14 protein-coding genes, 1 pseudogene and 1 other annotated feature are annotated in these 15,023 nt (G+C 64.9%); of the genes and pseudogenes, 8 read left to right on the top strand and 7 right to left on the bottom strand.

Annotated features, from left to right (window positions below):
• Positions 1-54 precede the first annotated feature (54 nt).
• Entirely contained in the window at positions 55-771 is a 717-nt protein-coding gene (locus tag ACXYX3_RS27945) for a DUF305 domain-containing protein (RefSeq protein WP_241204938.1), read from the bottom strand.
• 220 nt (positions 772-991) lie between these two features.
• On the opposite strand from ACXYX3_RS27945, the gene ACXYX3_RS27940 reads away from it, so the two are divergent.
• Positions 992-1,405 carry a DUF302 domain-containing protein gene (locus tag ACXYX3_RS27940; RefSeq protein WP_241204937.1) on the top strand — a complete coding sequence of 138 codons (414 nt, stop codon included), beginning with the start codon at positions 992-994 and terminating at the stop codon, positions 1,403-1,405.
• 36 nt (positions 1,406-1,441) lie between these two features.
• On the opposite strand, the gene ACXYX3_RS27935 is transcribed toward ACXYX3_RS27940, so the two are convergent.
• Positions 1,442-3,832, bottom strand: a complete 2,391-nt coding sequence (locus tag ACXYX3_RS27935; RefSeq protein ID WP_241204936.1) for a heavy metal translocating P-type ATPase — start codon at positions 3,830-3,832, stop codon at positions 1,442-1,444.
• A 250-nt stretch (positions 3,833-4,082) separates the two neighbouring features.
• Between ACXYX3_RS27935 and ACXYX3_RS27930 the strand changes: the two are divergent.
• Positions 4,083-4,661: pseudogene (locus ACXYX3_RS27930) on the top strand (transposase); the annotation flags it as partial.
• Positions 4,662-4,788: 127 nt separating this feature from the next.
• Here the strand turns inward: ACXYX3_RS27930 and ACXYX3_RS27925 are convergent.
• Both ACXYX3_RS27925 and ACXYX3_RS27920 read right to left on the bottom strand, forming a co-directional pair.
• Complete coding sequence (locus ACXYX3_RS27925) at positions 4,789-5,181, bottom strand: hypothetical protein (RefSeq protein WP_241204935.1); 393 nt, start codon at positions 5,179-5,181, stop codon at positions 4,789-4,791.
• A complete protein-coding gene (locus ACXYX3_RS27920) occupies positions 5,075-5,659 on the bottom strand; it encodes a helix-turn-helix domain-containing protein (protein ID WP_241204998.1) in 585 nt (194 codons plus the stop codon). Before ACXYX3_RS27920 ends, ACXYX3_RS27925 begins: the two co-directional genes overlap by 107 nt.
• 508 nt (positions 5,660-6,167) lie before the next feature.
• On the opposite strand from ACXYX3_RS27920, the gene ACXYX3_RS27915 reads away from it, so the two are divergent.
• Positions 6,168-7,429 (top strand): IS3 family transposase gene (locus ACXYX3_RS27915; protein ID WP_458612357.1). Its coding sequence is split into 2 segments (ribosomal slippage): positions 6,168-6,471 and positions 6,471-7,429, totalling 1,263 coding nucleotides; the frame shifts between segments, so codons are not numbered across the junction.
• Positions 6,467-6,598: a sequence feature (AL1L pseudoknot), on the top strand. (Overlaps the previous gene by 132 nt.)
• A gap of 434 nt (positions 7,430-7,863) precedes the next feature.
• On the opposite strand, the gene ACXYX3_RS27910 is transcribed toward ACXYX3_RS27915, so the two are convergent.
• Positions 7,864-8,835: a prenyltransferase/squalene oxidase repeat-containing protein gene (locus ACXYX3_RS27910; RefSeq protein ID WP_241204933.1), complete on the bottom strand. Its 972-nt coding sequence runs from the start codon at positions 8,833-8,835 to the stop codon at positions 7,864-7,866.
• Between the two features lie 430 nt (positions 8,836-9,265).
• Here ACXYX3_RS27910 and ACXYX3_RS27905 point away from each other — a divergent pair, with 430 nt between their 5' ends.
• Positions 9,266-9,568 (top strand): YiaA/YiaB family inner membrane protein, encoded by a 303-nt coding sequence (locus ACXYX3_RS27905; RefSeq protein WP_241204932.1) that lies wholly within the window; start codon positions 9,266-9,268, stop codon positions 9,566-9,568.
• A 109-nt stretch (positions 9,569-9,677) separates the two neighbouring features.
• On the top strand, positions 9,678-9,911 hold the full coding sequence (locus ACXYX3_RS27900) for a hypothetical protein (protein ID WP_458612356.1): 234 nt from the start codon (positions 9,678-9,680) through the stop codon (positions 9,909-9,911).
• A 248-nt stretch (positions 9,912-10,159) separates the two neighbouring features.
• On the opposite strand, the gene ACXYX3_RS27895 is transcribed toward ACXYX3_RS27900, so the two are convergent.
• Positions 10,160-12,019 carry a hypothetical protein gene (locus tag ACXYX3_RS27895; protein ID WP_241204930.1) on the bottom strand — a complete coding sequence of 620 codons (1,860 nt, stop codon included), beginning with the start codon at positions 12,017-12,019 and terminating at the stop codon, positions 10,160-10,162.
• A gap of 217 nt (positions 12,020-12,236) precedes the next feature.
• On the opposite strand from ACXYX3_RS27895, the gene ACXYX3_RS27890 reads away from it, so the two are divergent.
• A complete protein-coding gene (locus ACXYX3_RS27890; RefSeq protein WP_241204929.1) occupies positions 12,237-12,722 on the top strand; it encodes an NUDIX domain-containing protein in 486 nt (161 codons plus the stop codon).
• A gap of 263 nt (positions 12,723-12,985) precedes the next feature.
• Here the strand turns inward: ACXYX3_RS27890 and ACXYX3_RS27885 are convergent, their stop codons facing one another.
• A complete protein-coding gene (locus tag ACXYX3_RS27885; protein WP_241204928.1) occupies positions 12,986-13,456 on the bottom strand; it encodes a DIP1984 family protein in 471 nt (156 codons plus the stop codon).
• Between the two features lie 275 nt (positions 13,457-13,731).
• Here ACXYX3_RS27885 and ACXYX3_RS27880 point away from each other — a divergent pair, with 275 nt between their 5' ends.
• Both ACXYX3_RS27880 and ACXYX3_RS27875 read left to right on the top strand, forming a co-directional pair.
• A complete protein-coding gene (locus ACXYX3_RS27880; protein WP_241204927.1) occupies positions 13,732-14,385 on the top strand; it encodes a GNAT family N-acetyltransferase in 654 nt (217 codons plus the stop codon).
• Between the two features lie 131 nt (positions 14,386-14,516).
• Positions 14,517-14,921 (top strand): hypothetical protein, encoded by a 405-nt coding sequence (locus tag ACXYX3_RS27875; RefSeq protein ID WP_458612355.1) that lies wholly within the window; start codon positions 14,517-14,519, stop codon positions 14,919-14,921.
• Positions 14,922-15,023 lie beyond the last annotated feature (102 nt).

Here is a 15,023-nt window from a genome sequence, read left to right as displayed (position 1 = left end):
CGACAGCGTTGTCGCGCAATATGACTCGCGCGAAACGCTGCCATGACCCGACTTCTACAACGAGGCCAGGATCTTGTTCATGGTGTCGATTTCCTGCTGCTGGCTGGTGACGATCGAGCGCGCCAACGCGACCGTCTCGGGGAACTGGCCGTCCTTGATCTCTTTCTGCGCCATGGTAATTGCACCCTCGTGATGCTTGACCATCTGCGTCAGGTACAACTTGGAGGCTTCCACCCCCTGGGCGTTTTGCAAGGCGGCCATGTCCTCCTCCGACATCATGCCCTCCATCCCCGGCATATCACCCATACCGGGCATGCCCGGCATTCCAGGCATCATCGAATGAGTCGGCGTAGCGGATTCGCTGGGCGCGGCACTGGCGCTGGGCATCCCACTGTGACCCGGCATGTCGTCCATCCCGGGCATCATCGGCATCGTGGACATGCCCCACTGCGTGAGCCAGGCCTGCATCTGTTCGATCTCGGGAGCCTGAGCAGCCTTGATCTGCTTGGCCAGGTCCACCACTCGCGGGTCGATTCCCTGCTTACCCAATAGCATGTCGCTCATCTCGATGGCCTGTTGGTGATGCGGGATCATGTGCTGGGTGAACATGGCATCAGCCTGATTGTGGACTTCGGCGGCCGATGTCGACGAAGGCGCCGACACCGACGACGACGACGAAGCTCCCTGCGTAGTGCTGGTATTACTACACGCACCAACGGTTACCAGCGCCGCCAAGGTGGCCGCACCGACGGCCAGCGTCTTCCTCTTCATCACAACAAGTCCCTTCCCGGGTTCCACGGTCGATGCGGCTGCAGCGCGCCCAGTTGACGCGCGGGTATCCCGACCTGTCTTCGAGCATTCGCGCCGGCGGTATGGCCCGACTAGTCGTTCTATGAAGATTCGATAAAGAACGGCAACCGCCCTTGGCGTCGGGAGGTCCGCGGCGCAGCCTTGGCTATGTTCGCCCCACAGGACCATCGAGAGGACCGGAATGACCATCTCACTGTCGACAGCGCTGCAGACGTCGTTCGCCGACGCTGTCGCTCGCACCCGAGCCGCCCTGACAGAGCAGGGTTTTGGCGTCCTGACCGAGATCGATATGAAGGCGACGCTCAAGGCGAAGCTGGGCGAGGACATGGAGGAGTACCTCATTCTGGGCGCCTGCAACCCACCATTGGCTCACCGGGCAGTGAATGTGGACCGTCAAATCGGCCTGCTGCTGCCCTGCAACGTCGTTGTCCGAGCCGACCGTGCAGACGACACCTCCGTCATCGTCGAGGCGATGAACCCGCAGATACTGGTCGAGGTGACCGGAGAGCCGGCTTTGCGTGACGTCGCCGACGAAGTGACGCGAAAGATGCAGGCCGCCATCGACTCACTTCAGACTGCGGCCGCACCCGCCTAGTCCCTCAAACACAGAACAGCGACGGCACGCGGAGCGTTACGACTTGGCGCCCGCCTCCGCTGACGCCGGTACGGGAAGCTTCAATCTCTTCAGCATCAACGCATTGACGGCCACGATGAAGCTGGAACCTGACATCGAGAGGGCAGCGATCTCTGGCCGCAGCACCAAGCCGAGCGAAGGTACGAAAACCCCAGCCGCGATGGGCAATGCGATCACGTTGTAGCCGACCGCCCATCCAAGGTTCTGCCGCATCTTTCGTAGCGTGCCCCGGCCGATCCGCAGCGCGATCGCGACGTCGAGCGGGTCTGATCGCATCAACACCAGATCTGCGGTTTCGATGGCGACGTCGGTGCCTGCACCGATCGCCACGCCGAGATCAGCTTGGGCGAGCGCCGGTGCGTCGTTGACGCCGTCGCCGACCATGGCGACCTTCTTGCCCTGTCGTTGCAGCTCAGCGATCTTGGCTGCCTTATCACCTGGCAGCACCTCGGCGATGACCGTGTCGATTCCCAGTTGCGCGGCGATGCGATCGGCAGTGGCCTGGTTGTCGCCACTGAGCATGACCACCTCGACACCGAGGTCGTGCAGCGCGGACACCGCTTCGGCAGACGTCTCGCGCACAGCGTCCGCCAAGGCGATGACACCGACTCCCCGGCCGTCGACGCCCACCAAGACTGCCGTGCGTCCGCTGGCGGCGAGTTCGTCGCGGCGTTGCATCAACACGCCGAACTCGACGTCCTCCTCGACCATCAGCTTGCGATTGCCGACGGCAACGCGGCGCCCGTCTACCGTCGCGACAGCTCCGTGACCGGGCACGTTACGGAAACCAGTCAGTGACGCCGAAGCGATCCCGTGCGCGGCCGCGTAACGCACGATCGCCCCCGCCAGCGGATGCTCGGACTCAGTTTCGACCGCAGCCACCATGGCGAGTACTTGATCCTCTGGAATGCCGTCGACGACGACGTCGGTCACTTCAGGCTCGCCCTTGGTCAACGTGCCGGTCTTGTCCATGACGACGGTATCGATGCGCGCCGACGTCTCCAGCGCGGTCGCATTCTTGAACAACACTCCCCGCTTGGCGCCCAACCCGGTGCCCACCATGATCGCGGTCGGAGTCGCGAGTCCCAACGCATCGGGGCAGGTGATCACCACGACGGTGATGGCGAACAGCAACGCGGTCTGGACACCGGCGCCGACCGCCCACCACACCAGGAAGGTGGCAGTGCCGCCGATCAGCGCCACCAGAACCAGCCAGAACGCTGCCCGGTCGGCGAACCGCTGCCCGGGGGCTTTGGAGTTCTGCGCTTCCTGAACCATCGCGACGATCTGTGCCAGCACCGTGTCGGAGCCGACCTTCGTTGCCACGACCCGCAACGTGCCGGTGGTGTTGATCGAGGCGCCAATCACTTTCGAGTCCGGCGCCTTTGACACCGGCAGGCTTTCCCCGGTGACCATCGACTCGTCGACGTCTGACGTTCCCTCGGCCACCGTGCCGTCGACGGGAATCTTGGCACCTGGGCGGATGAGCAGGAGGTCACCCACTGCCACCTCGGCGGTGGGAGTTTCCACCGGCTCACCGTCGCGCAGCACAACTGCCATCGGGGGCGCCAGCTCGAGCAGGGTGCGAATTGCATCGTTCGCGCCACCGCGAGCTCGCATCTCGAACCAGTGCCCCAACAGAACAAACGCCGTCAGCACCGAGGCGGCCTCATAGAACACCTCACCGCCGCCGGTCAGCGTCACCCCGAGGCTGTAGAGCCAGCCTGCGCCGACCGCCACGGCAACGAGCACCATCATGTCCAAGGTGCGGGCCCGTAGCGCTCGCCAGGCACCGTCGAAGAAGATCCACGCCGAGTAGAAGACGACCGGCAGGCTCAGCAACAGGGTGAACACGTCATCGCGAAGCCCGAACGGCGCAGGCACGGTGAACCCGAACATGTCGCGGCCCATCGGCGACCACAGCATGATCGGGATCGACAACGCGAGCGCTACTAGGAATCGGTTGCGCATATCGCGGACCATGTGATCCATCGACATGCCGGCGTGTCCGCCGCCGTGACCCATCGCTTCTTGCGGAGTTCGTGCCGGCGCGGCCTCATGCGCATGCACCTCCCCGGCTGTCGGCGACAAAGCCGACGTTGGCTGCTCGTGCAGGGTGGCCGCTGGGTCGTGATGGGGCTCGGACATCGGATCGCAGACGTGATCTGGCACCGACCGCCCCGCGCAGTGGAAGCCGCAGTCACGTATCCACCCGGCCAGGTCAGCGACCGAGGTGGTCGCGGGGTCGTAAACGACGGTCGCCGTTTGATTTACCGCATTGGCTTCGACCGACGTCACGCCCGGACGTCTAAGCAGGCTGCCCTCCACTACCGCCGTCGAACTTGCCCAGTTCAATCCGTGTACGTCGAGAATCGTCGACTTCGTCATAGCGTCTCTCGTTCAGTGTTACCGGAGCGGCTCAGATGTCCTGCGACCTGCGCTGTCCTCGCCATCCCCATCCCGCATCCGTCAGGCTAGTCATCTCGATCAGTCACCCTTCCGGTGATCGATAAGCCTGCAGTGCTGGTTCGACAAAGATTCGATGAAGATTGCGTGCAACACGCCCGCCGTGCGGTGATGTCGGCCACGGGCAAAGTTGCCGTCCGCGTGGGGGCGGCGAATTTGTTGCGGCCTAGACGAAGCCGGCCCCTACACGTTTGTTGCTGCCGACGCGCTAGTGCTCAAGGTCCGTGAAGCCGGGCGGGTGGTCAACGTGCACGCCCTGATCGCGGTCGGAGTCAACGCGGAGGGCTTCCGGGAGATCTCGGCATCGACGTCAGCACCGCCGAAGACGGAGCGGGCTGGCTCACCTTCTGGCGCTCGCTGACCGCCCGCGAGATCTCCGGGGTACGACTGGTCACCTCCGACGCCCACGCCGGTCTGGTGGCCGCGATCGGCGCCACCCTGCCCGGCGCGGCCTGGCAGCACTGCCGCACCCACTACACAACCAATTCGATGGCGATCATCCGAAGGCGTCGTGGCCGTGTACAAGACCCTGTTGCATTCGGTGTTCAATCAGCCCGACAAGGAATCGATTGCCGCGCAATACGATCGGATCATCGACGCGCTGGCTGACAAGCTCCCAAAGGTCGCCGACCACCTCGAAGCCGCCCGTGCGGATCTGCTGGCGTTCACCGCGTTTCCCAAGCAGATCTGGCGCCAGATCTGGTCGAGATCCGGCGTCGCACCGACGTGCACCGACCGCCTGAACCATTAACTCCAAGCATCACACCACGACGTCGTACACCACGTCCCTGGACATGACTCGCTATCTTTGCGCGTCGGGTTTATACGACCGGAACCGAGAGTGTTTTGGGTACGTACCGCGATAGTCCATAGCGAGGTTAATGGTCGTGGTCGAACACGACGAGGGTGTCGACCAGATCGCCGTCGACAAAATACGCACGGCACGTGAAAGGGTCATGCAGCGTGCCGCCCACTTCGTTCGGCGCCACGACAACGCCCTCTACGCTCTGCACGCTGATGCGGGAGTGGTCGACGCCGTTGAGGGGCCCGCCGCTAAACAACGAGAACAAGTCCATTACTTCCGGGTCCAGTTGCGCGCTCGTCACTGTGACGTCGGTGAGTTTCGCTGTCGACGGCGCCACCAGCCGCGCTACGACGTCACGTTCACACCGCTGCTGGGCCGCACGCTCGCGCGGGTCTACGGATCCCGAGTCGATGAGCCCGAAACCACGCGTAATTATGGCGATGGCCGCTAACAGCGCACCGCACATCGCCGCGGCTGCCAGAAGCAGCGCACGTTTCCTCTTTCGAGCTCCCATGTACGCCCGCTCCGTCTATCGCGAGGACAGGTTCGACTTCCCGTGTCGATTCTGGCTTCACGGCATCCACTCCGGCCTCGGACATCATGCCCGTCCCAGGCGTCCGCTCATTCCTGACATCCACCACCCGCTGCGCATCATAGAGCTGCTTGGCAAGCTGGCGGGAGCTGGCACATGCCGTGACGGCGCAACCACGACTTGAGCGATGGTCACAGTTGCATCCGGCGACTTGGGTGCCCGACGCTATGGTCGCCGGAGTGGGTTTCGCAAAGTAGCGATAGACCGTGGCCCGAGACACGCCCATCATCTTGGCGATGTCGGCGGAAGCGATGCCCTTGCCTCTCAAGCTGCGCGCCTTGGCGGCGGCAGCGTCGTCGACCTTCCGGGGCCGACCCCGCTTGCGCCCGTTGGCGGCCACGCCGCGACGCATCCGCGCCATCCGCTCCATGTTGTCGCCCTGGGCGCCAGAAACGACGTGTTGTTGAACGCCTATCTCCGCCGCGATCTTCACGCACGCCGGGTCGTCGCACTCATGCAAACCCGGCACCCCCGCTGCCACGCTTCCGCCGCGTCGCCAACGCGTAGCAATGCGGACGCACACAGGAACCCCCGCCGTCGCGCGTGAGGCTAGACCGGAGCCATCGGCGCCGATCGCCCGGTCCAGATGTCGCAGTCCGAAGAGGTTGGCCCGCAGACGACGTGACAATCGAAGCACGCGATTTCCGCGCATGCCGACGCCGATCAACGATCAGCTGTCCCGCCCTTCTCATGTCGGCAAACCCTAAAGCCGAACACCGACAGTCAGCGCGGCCGACCCGACTCCAGGTGACACCACTGGCCGAACCATAACGGCTACGAGGCGACGACGGCTACGTCCGCGCATCTGAATCGCCCTGGAAATGTTGGAGGCTCCTGACCTTGGAAACGAGGATGCAGGTATGCCGAAGGAACAGTCGCCCGGGAAGCCGACGACACGCCGTTACAGTGCCGAGGAGAAAGCCGCCGCGGTGCGGATGGTCCGGGCGTTACGGGCCGAGTTGGGCACCGAACAGGGCACGGTGGCGCGGGTGGCCAGTCAGCTCGGCTACGGCGTGGAGTCAGTGCGCATGTGGGTGCGCCAGGCCGACATCGATGCAGGATTGGCCCCCGGGGTGACGACCTTGGAGTCAAAGAAGGTTCAGCAACTCGAACAGGAGATCCGAGAACTCAAGCGCGCTAACGAAATTCTGAAGCGAGCGGCGAGTTTCTTCGGGGCGGAGCTCGACCGCCAACACAAGAAGTAGTCGACTTCATCGACACCCACCGCGAGGAGTTCGGGGTCGAGCCCATCTGCACCGTCCTGCGCACCGCAGGCCTGCAGGTGGCCCCGAGCACCTACTACGACGCCAAGACCCGACCGCCGTCAGCGCGGGCTCAGCGGGACGCCGTCCTTGGCCCGGCGTTGCGCCAGCTCTGGACCGACAACTACTGCGTTTACGGGGCCCGCAAGCTCTGGAAAACCGCGCGCCCGGCCGGCCATGACGTCGGCCGCGATCAGGTGGCCCGCCTGATGCGCGCCGCCGGCATCGAAGGGGTGCGGCGCGGCAAACGAGTCCGCACCACCAAGCCCGACCCAGCCGCGGCCCGGCACCCGGACCTTGTGAAGCGGAAGTTCACCGCGACCGCACCGAGTCAGTTGTGGGTGACGGATCTGACGTTCGTGCCGACTTGGGCCGGGGTCGCGTATGTGTGCTTCATCGTCGATGCGTACTCACGGATGATCGTGGGGTGGCGGGTGGCCAGTCACATGCGGACTTCGATGGTCCTCGACGCGTTGGAGATGGCGCGATGGTCACGCGGAACTGCGTTGCACGACTTGATATGTCACTCCGATGCCGGGTCGCAGTTCACGTCCGTTCGCTACGGTGAGCGACTCGCCGAGATCGGTGCGGTGCCCTCGATCGGTACCGTTGGGGACAGTTTCGATAATGCTCTCGCGGAGACGGTCAACGGCTACTGCAAGGCCGAGTTGATCTACGGACCGGCCCGCAGCGGGCCGTGGAAGACCGTCGAAGACGTCGAGCTGGCCACCCTCAGCTGGACCTATTGGCACAACACCGCACGGCTACACAGCTACCTCGGCGACATTCCGCCAGTCGAGTTCGAAGCCGCCTTCTACGATGCATACCGGACCGATCAGCCTTTGATCGGAATCCAATAGCCCGAGCCTCCGGCAGAACCAGGGCGGTTCAGTTCCCTGCTTGCGTTGATGGCTTTTCGGGGCCTCGGCGCGGATGGGTTGTCCCAACCCAAGCCGAGAGAATGTCCGGATCAACACCGGAGTCAGCAGAACGGCGACCACCAGGGCCATACCGGCGGCGACAAGTATCGACTTCATCGAGCTATACAGGTCTTTCGCCCGCAGATCGATCGATCACAGCGCGACATCGAAACCCAAGCCCCCACCGCGCCAGTATCGCGCAACATCTTCCGAAGCCCCACCCACAGCGCCCCGGCGCGGCGGCGCCTGTGCCCGAGTTGTTTAGTACCGACAAATCGTCCGGCCGTCTCGCATGTAGAGATTCGAGGCGGCTCAGATTCTGTCTCAGGTAAGGCCCAGGCTCGATCGAGTTGGTGCTGCAGTCAGGTTTGCGCTTATGCGCTGTCCCACCAGTCGAGCACTCTTGTTCCAATCAGGGTCAGCCACTTCGATGGCGCACCTGGAGGTGCATCTGTTTCGAACCACACTCGTCCGGGCTGGCGTCCCGCCTGTAGCCAGGTGCCGTCGGGTTGCCTGGCAGCTCTGATCATGTCGATGGCCTCGCTCATTCGATTGTCGGGCGTGACGCCATCGAATAATGCGGCCTCGCGGAAGTGATCTGCGGCGTTGAGAGTGCTGTAGGTCCAGCGGAAGGGGTAGGCGAATCGGTCCACCCATGGGCCGACCTGTTCACCGGTCGATAGGCGACGCCGAAGGTTGCGTTGCCACAGGTATTCCGAACCCGCGTGCCGCGCGTCACGGGTGCCATCGGTGCCCCCGGTTGCAACGTCGTAGGCGAGCAGTCCCTTTAGCGAGTTCAGCGTCGAGTGGAACGAAGAGCGGGTGGAGCCCTCGGTCCACTCGCAATTCCAGCCGCCGTCGGGCAGTCGGTGCTCGAGAAACCAGTCAACGAGTTCGGTGACGTCGACGCTCAGCCAGACCCCGTTGGCGAGGGTCCAGGCGTTGATGCAGCAGTCGACTTCGCCGCTCCAATAGGGCAGGTTCTCGTATTCCCAGCGGCTGTTCTCAGCGAGCAACTCGGCGGTGCGGCGCTCGCTCAGGACGGCAGGATCGAGGCCCCACTCGCGCAGTGAATTGAGCGTCCACGTCGTTGCCGTCCAGGGCATCCCTTCGCCCTCTGCTTCAGGGCCGTCAAAGTCGTAGTCCGCTGGGAAGAACGCACCTCCTGCCCATTGCCCGTCCGGATCTTGTTGTGCGAGAAGTTGCTTACCCCATCCTTCGGCAGCGACGCGTGCACGTGTCGCTGCCCAGACATCGGCAGGTTCGTGTAACAGGTCGCGTTCTACCTGCCAACGTAGGGCCGGATCGGAGTCCAGTAGCCACTGGATCGGGGCCTCAGATGTCATGGCAGCGCAGTTTATGGGAGGTATACGACGCTCCAAGGGAATCCGGCTCGCTCATCGCCGCGTAGGGATACGGTTACCGCATTCCGGAAGGTACTGCTGATGGCTGTGCTGCTTAGTGCCGCGTCTCACGCTGGCTTGGTCTGCAGGTGCCCTGGGGTGCCCCGGAATGCGGGCCGAAGACCCGCGGCAGGTGATCGCCCGTCCGCCTGGCTCACTCCCTTGCTGTCCACCGGGAACGGTTGGCTGACTTGTAGCATGCCGGCGGACGGGCTCTCCTCCCGCCAACCAGCATTGGGAAACACATGATCATCGTCGAGGTGGATGCGCACCCCTCGACCGCGTGGTGGAGCCGACTGTTTCGGATGTCACCGCACGGGGCTTGCAAGATTGGTGCGCGGACCCCCCGCCGCGGCGCTCAATACTTTTCCTCATGAGCACACCGTTGAACTCGACAAAGACCACCGCCGCGTTTTTCGCCCAGTCCGCTATCGCTTTCGGCGTCAGCTTCCTGGGCCTGCTGTTCGGCATCTGCTATTTGCCTCTGGATATGTGGCAGCGCCTGTTTCTGGCGATGGCCGGGCTGTTTCTCGTCTCGAGCACGTTCGGCCTGGCCAAGACCGTGCGCGATATGCAGGAAGCGTCCACGGTGCGCGTCCGCATCGGCGTGGCCCGTATCGACCGTCTGCTCAACGAACACGACCCGTTGCGCACGTTCACCGCCGCCTCGAGCTAACGATTAGTCAGTGATTCCGCCGCCGCGGCCCAGTAGCAAATTGGCGCAACGCTATTCAATCCAGTCGACCGACCGGATGCGGACTCTGTGGCTCACCTATCGGTGGATCGTGCCCGCCGCCGTCGCGGTCGTGGTGGTGGCCGCGATCGTCGTCGCAGTAGTCGTGCTGCGGGCCGGCAAGCCCCGCCCGGACTGGTGCGCGACCAAGGAAAGAATCGACTTTGAAACCACATCACACGTTCTCGCCGTAGACCCACCTGCTGATGCAAACCGAGCCGCCATGGACGACCCGACGAATCGTCCATTCTGCCCCCGCAACCCGATGCGCTGCTGCCCGCACTAGTGACAGCTGGGCGACTCTCTTGGCCATCACTTTTCCTCGAAAGCACCTGCTGATCTAGAAGGCTATGAGCGCCAACGGTGTTCGGCTCCGGTGCGACTACGCGGCGAGGACAGGAGCCGGTGGCGCGGCCTCGACACTGGCGCTAAGGAACCCTGATAAGCGTGTGAACCGACACGGCGGGAACGTCGATCGCTCCCCACCGACGGGCGAACTAGGCCGGTGCAGTCGACTCACGCCGCTGGTAGAGGTCATCGCGAGGAGAACGATTCGTGGGAGTGCGCCGAAATGAGCTCGGCCCAGTGGGTGTCGCCGCGTCGTCGAAGAATTCTGGCGGCCTCGCCGGGTGCACAGTCGAGTGCTCGAGCCATGGCCTCGGCGGGGCGGTCTGCGGCAGGGCCGAGCAGAGTACGCAGCTGCACGGGGGCGGGGTCGCTGGGGCGCAGCCGCGTGGTGGTGAACGTGCGGCTGCGCGGGTGCAGGGTGAGGATCAGGCTGTCGCCTGAGGTGGCATCGGACGCCTGGGCGTAGGCGCGCAGCGACCCGATGTCGGGGCCGGCCGAGGAGTAAACGTCCCAGCGCAACGTGACCCGACCGAGTGGGCCGGTGAATGTGCGCTGTTGGCGCGGCCGCACGCTGGCCGCTGCGGCGACGGCCCGGTGCACCCGCACACCGGAGCCGCGCAACAGCTCGTGATCGACGGGGATCACGACGCGAACCTCGTCGTCGGCGGTGCAGAACACCCCGCGCACCGTGCGTGGGTCGGGGACCTTGGGCCAGCTATCCCCGCGGCCGCGGCGCCGCACGATTTCGTTGCGTACGACGAACGCCCACGTCGATAGGTAGGCATCGATGGATTCCCGGGAGACGTCAGGGTAGGCGGCGACGAGCTCGGTGATCAGCGTGTCGACGGCGACCCGCCCGCCGTGGGTATCGATGCAGTCTTCGATAGCGCGAGCGATCCCCCGGTATACGGGTCGGTTCCAGGCCCTCAACGCCCAGGTGGTGCGTGAGGCGCGCACGAACCGATCATCGTCGGACAGAACCTCTTTCACCGTCGCCAGCTTCGCGGCGCCGGGCTCGAGGAGGGCGAATAGCGTTTGGGGCGTCGCGGGCTCTCCGAGGGCGTGCAGGAGGTCTTCGATCATGGTGGCCACGGTGTCCCCGCGCCACCGCACACATACCCCGCCAATCTGGCGCAGCCGCTCGTGGGTGCGTAGATAGTCCTCGGCGATCTTCCTCGACATCCCGAGCTCGCCGAGCGCGTCGATGAACCGCTGCGGGGGCACCGCGGGATGGTCGGTGAAGAGGCCGTCGATCGCGGCCGCGGCGCGGGACTTCCCGCCCTCGGCGCTGTTCTGCACCCAGCCCTGTTCCAGCGCATAGGGTCCGGCGATGTCAAGGAGCACGTGGGCGGCCGTGCTGGCTGGCGGCACACCCATGCTGGTGAGCGCGTCCTGCGCATCGGCGAGCGTCGTGTAGATCCCGAGGCGTTGGCGTAGCCAGGACGCGTAGTGGGTGACGGCGCGGTGGGCGGGGTCACCGACCAGCTCAGCGAAGCGCTGGCGCGCGCGAGGGGTGTTGCGGGAGATGGACGCTTCAGAGCAGCCCATGGTGGGTGCGAGGAGGCGCGTGGGTGTGGGTTGCCACGCCCACTGGCGCCCGGCCAGCACGGTGCGGTCGAAATCGTCGAGGCGGCTCAGCAGGGCTTCGACGGCGTCGGCGGCGCTGATCTCCTCCGCACTCGGACTGGTCCGCGCGGCGCGAACCGACTCACGCGCGGAGGCGATCAGTGCCCGGACCGCGCTCTCCCCTATCCCAGGCAGGGCGAGCAGTGACCCCAGGGATTCGTCAGCGATGTCGGACCACCGCTGCACGCGTGTGGTGTGACGACCCCATTTGCGTGGTAGCCGGGCGAACGGAACGGTGTCGCCGGCAATCTCATTCAGCCCATCGACGATATCGGCGAGCGAGGCAGCGACGAGGTCCTCGTCGCGCTCCCAGCCACGAGTCAGCGCGACCTCGGCTAGTCGCGAGGGCGTTGGGGCGGGCCGCGCCGGCGGATCCTGCGCACTCTGCACGCCCATTTGCCTGCGCCGTTCGCGGGCCATTTCCGCATCGTACCGGGCCGCCACAGTGCCCTCGAACGCGTCGGCGCACCCTCGCCGCGGTCAAGGACAAGAAGTTGGCTATCCCGGTAGTCCCAGCCAGCACGAGAAGCTCTGTCTGTCCCCCGTGGCCGCGCTCGGGCGCATTTCGGCATCATCGTTCGCCCATACCGTGAACTGAGACGAACTCTCAGGGTCTGGGGTGCTCGATAATGGGTCGATGCCCAAGCCGATCGTGACGCCGGAGCAGTATTACGCCCAGCTGGCTCGCGTGCGGCAAGGCGCCGGGGCGCTGATCACCACCCCCGACGGACGGGTCGTGATGTACGACGTGATCTACCGCGACTATCTCGAACTCCCCGGGGGTGCGGTCGAATCGGGTGAGACACCCCCGGACGCGTGTGCGCGGGAATGCCGGGAGGAACTGGGGATTGACATCGCAGTCGGGCGGCTGCTGGTTCTGGATCACCAGACCGACGGCGGTGATCGCGGCGACTCCGTGATGTTCGTCTACGACGGCGGGGTCGTCGACCACACTGTCTGTCGGTCCGTGCCGGCTGGCGAGGAGGGTCGAGGCGTCATCCTCGTGGAGCCGGCCGAGCTAGATGACGCCACAATCCCGCGGCTGACCAACCGGATTCGCGCCGCGTTGTCAGCCCGCGAGCGCGCATGTGTCGTCGAAGCAGTCAACGGGCTGCCCCGGTAACCGCCCGGTCATTTTTCGCGGTCCTCTGCTGGTGTGTGTCGTGGTGTGTGCCCCGTGCCCGCCCTCGTTGTCTGTCGATCTGCACGCGGTGATAAGTGCTGCGGTGTGCGGTGTTACCTGTGCGCGGTGCGGGGCTGCAGTGTGATGTGAGGAGTCGAACCCCACGCGCTGCCCTTCGCGCGCCAGCAGGTGACCGGGATTGACCCGCCGGTCGCGGGGTTATGCACGCCTCGAACAGAACAACTACCTGCACCAGTCCACGACTAGTCGATCAGATCGACCTCCCAGTTGCGCTGTTGGATACGAACATCGAGCTCACGGTGCTCTTGGGCGACGCGGTCGGCGTCAGCGCGTAGCTGCGCGACCGGCAGCGCCGACAGCATCTTCAGCTCAGACCGCAGCTGCCGTGTGTAACCCGCACGGTCGGTTCCTGCGGCCGCATCGGCGGCGGACTTGAGGACGTGGTGGCGCAACCGCAGCGCGTCCCGGCGCGCCAATGCGTCGGTCAGCGTTTCTGCTGGCCCGATGGTGGTGGCCGAGTTGGTGCGATTGATACGGCGAATCAAGTCTTCGTACTCGTCGATGGCGCCGTCGACCTCAGCGATCAGCGCGGCGGGATCCTCAGCGGGAGTGTCACCCTCTTGATGTCTCGCGCTACCGATCACCCGCGTGCGCAGCGCCTCGATACGCCGCGCGGCGGCAGCTCTGCGGGACAACGCTTCTGCCAACTTCATCGACCACTCCCCTCTTCCAGTGGAACCAGGTACCGCATTCCCAGTATCAGAGCTCATGGCGGGGGTGGCGCGCACCAACTTTTTCCCGCGTAACGATCGCTGACAGGCCGGCTCTGACAGACCCGGCCGCGATCAGATCTTGATGTGCGGGCGGTGGGCAGCACCTGCGTGCCGCGGACAACGGGTTCCCATCATCAGCCGGAGGCTCTCGAGCGGAAAGCTGAATCTCCGAAATCCGCTGGACTGCAGCTCCTTCGTTGTGCTCCCCTGGCGGGATGGATGTGTCGGTGTGGCCACCTGCTGGGCTTGCGGTGCAGACGCCGCGGCTGAGGCTGCGCTACGTCACCGACGAGCTCGCCGCGGAGCTGGCCGTCCTCGCCGGCCGGGGCATCCATGATCCCGCGGTGATGCCGTTTTCAACGCCCTGGACTGACGTGAGCTCGCCTGAACTCGAACACAATGCTATGCGGCACTTTTGGCGCCAACGCGCCGACACCTGCGTCACGCACTGGTGCTTGAGTTTGGCCGCCGATGTCGATGGCACAGTGGTTGGGCTGTGCTCCATCGAGGCGGACCACTTTCAGCAGCACCTCAGCGCCGAAACCGGCTCATGGCTGGGCAAGAGCTATCAGCGCCGCGGCCTGGGCCGTGAGATGCGCCAGGCGGCGCTGCACCTCATCTTCGACGGCTTCGGCGCCCGGCGCGCCACCACCAAGGTGTGGCACGACAACACCGCGTCGCTGGCAATCACCCGTTCGCTGCCCTACCTGCAAAGCGGGTCGTCTCATCACCTTCGGCGCGACCAACCCGATCTGCTTCTGCACTGTGAGATGACGCTTGAACGCTGGCGCACTGTGCAACGAGAAGACATCACCCTCTGCGGCATCGACGCCGTTCGGCACCACCTCCAACTCCCCGCAGACGTGTAGCAGCACCGCGCGGCGCCCGCAGTTCGGCCGACACACGCCATGGTCGCGATGTGTGGTGGACAGTGGGGCTTCGACATCCTTCTCGCCGTCGTGGGTGACACTGGTCGTGTGCGGACCACGGAAGGCGCGGCATGGTGAGTGACGGCTTCGACCCGGGCGCTGACGACGCGGCGGGGCGAGAGGCCACTTTTGCGATGGACCCGCAGGCCGTCATGTGGGCGTTGGCGCGTCAGCTGGTGAACGGCCAGTCCGATCTGGCCGAATTTCGTCGGACCGCGGACGCGGCCCGTACGCTGCGCGATACTGCCCCCGAGGTAGTCGACAAATGTCTTACCGACTGCGCAGCTCTTGAAAAGAGCTGGTACACAGAAACATTACCGATGCTGGCCGCGAGTATGCGGCTCGCGATCGAGGTGTACGACACGTTCGGCCCCGGCAGGACCGTCATCACTAACCCGACAGAAGCGGCTATCTGGAACAACAAGCACCATGTGTGGTTCACCGAGTACTCGCAGCAGTCGCGTCCTGGCGGGTAGCGGCGGGCACTGCGGTGCGCTGATTCCTGCAGTGTGGGCGCGGTGACGGGCTTCTCTCTGTCGAGAGCGCCTACCGGGGGAGATGTTAGAGGCGAAGTCGTG

This window comes from Mycobacterium sp. Panama NTM2, assembly GCF_054355555.1.
This window is presented reverse-complemented; position numbering and strand designations above follow the sequence as displayed.

What these genes read in the sequence shown, in the direction of transcription:
- ACXYX3_RS27945 (WP_241204938.1), bottom strand. Translation starts at nt 771, where the DNA reads ATGAAGAGGAAGACGCTGGCCGTCGGTGCGGCCACCTTGGCGGCGCTG.
- ACXYX3_RS27940 (WP_241204937.1), top strand. Translation starts at nt 992, where the DNA reads ATGACCATCTCACTGTCGACAGCGCTGCAGACGTCGTTCGCCGACGCT.
- ACXYX3_RS27935 (WP_241204936.1), bottom strand. Translation starts at nt 3,832, where the DNA reads ATGACGAAGTCGACGATTCTCGACGTACACGGATTGAACTGGGCAAGT.
- ACXYX3_RS27925 (WP_241204935.1), bottom strand. Translation starts at nt 5,181, where the DNA reads ATGTGCGGTGCGCTGTTAGCGGCCATCGCCATAATTACGCGTGGTTTC.
- ACXYX3_RS27920 (WP_241204998.1), bottom strand. Translation starts at nt 5,659, where the DNA reads ATGCGTCGCGGCGTGGCCGCCAACGGGCGCAAGCGGGGTCGGCCCCGG.
- ACXYX3_RS27910 (WP_241204933.1), bottom strand. Translation starts at nt 8,835, where the DNA reads ATGACATCTGAGGCCCCGATCCAGTGGCTACTGGACTCCGATCCGGCC.
- ACXYX3_RS27905 (WP_241204932.1), top strand. Translation starts at nt 9,266, where the DNA reads ATGAGCACACCGTTGAACTCGACAAAGACCACCGCCGCGTTTTTCGCC.
- ACXYX3_RS27895 (WP_241204930.1), bottom strand. Translation starts at nt 12,019, where the DNA reads ATGGCCCGCGAACGGCGCAGGCAAATGGGCGTGCAGAGTGCGCAGGAT.
- ACXYX3_RS27890 (WP_241204929.1), top strand. Translation starts at nt 12,237, where the DNA reads ATGCCCAAGCCGATCGTGACGCCGGAGCAGTATTACGCCCAGCTGGCT.
- ACXYX3_RS27885 (WP_241204928.1), bottom strand. Translation starts at nt 13,456, where the DNA reads ATGAAGTTGGCAGAAGCGTTGTCCCGCAGAGCTGCCGCCGCGCGGCGT.
- ACXYX3_RS27880 (WP_241204927.1), top strand. Translation starts at nt 13,732, where the DNA reads ATGGATGTGTCGGTGTGGCCACCTGCTGGGCTTGCGGTGCAGACGCCG.
- ACXYX3_RS27875 (WP_458612355.1), top strand. Translation starts at nt 14,517, where the DNA reads ATGGTGAGTGACGGCTTCGACCCGGGCGCTGACGACGCGGCGGGGCGA.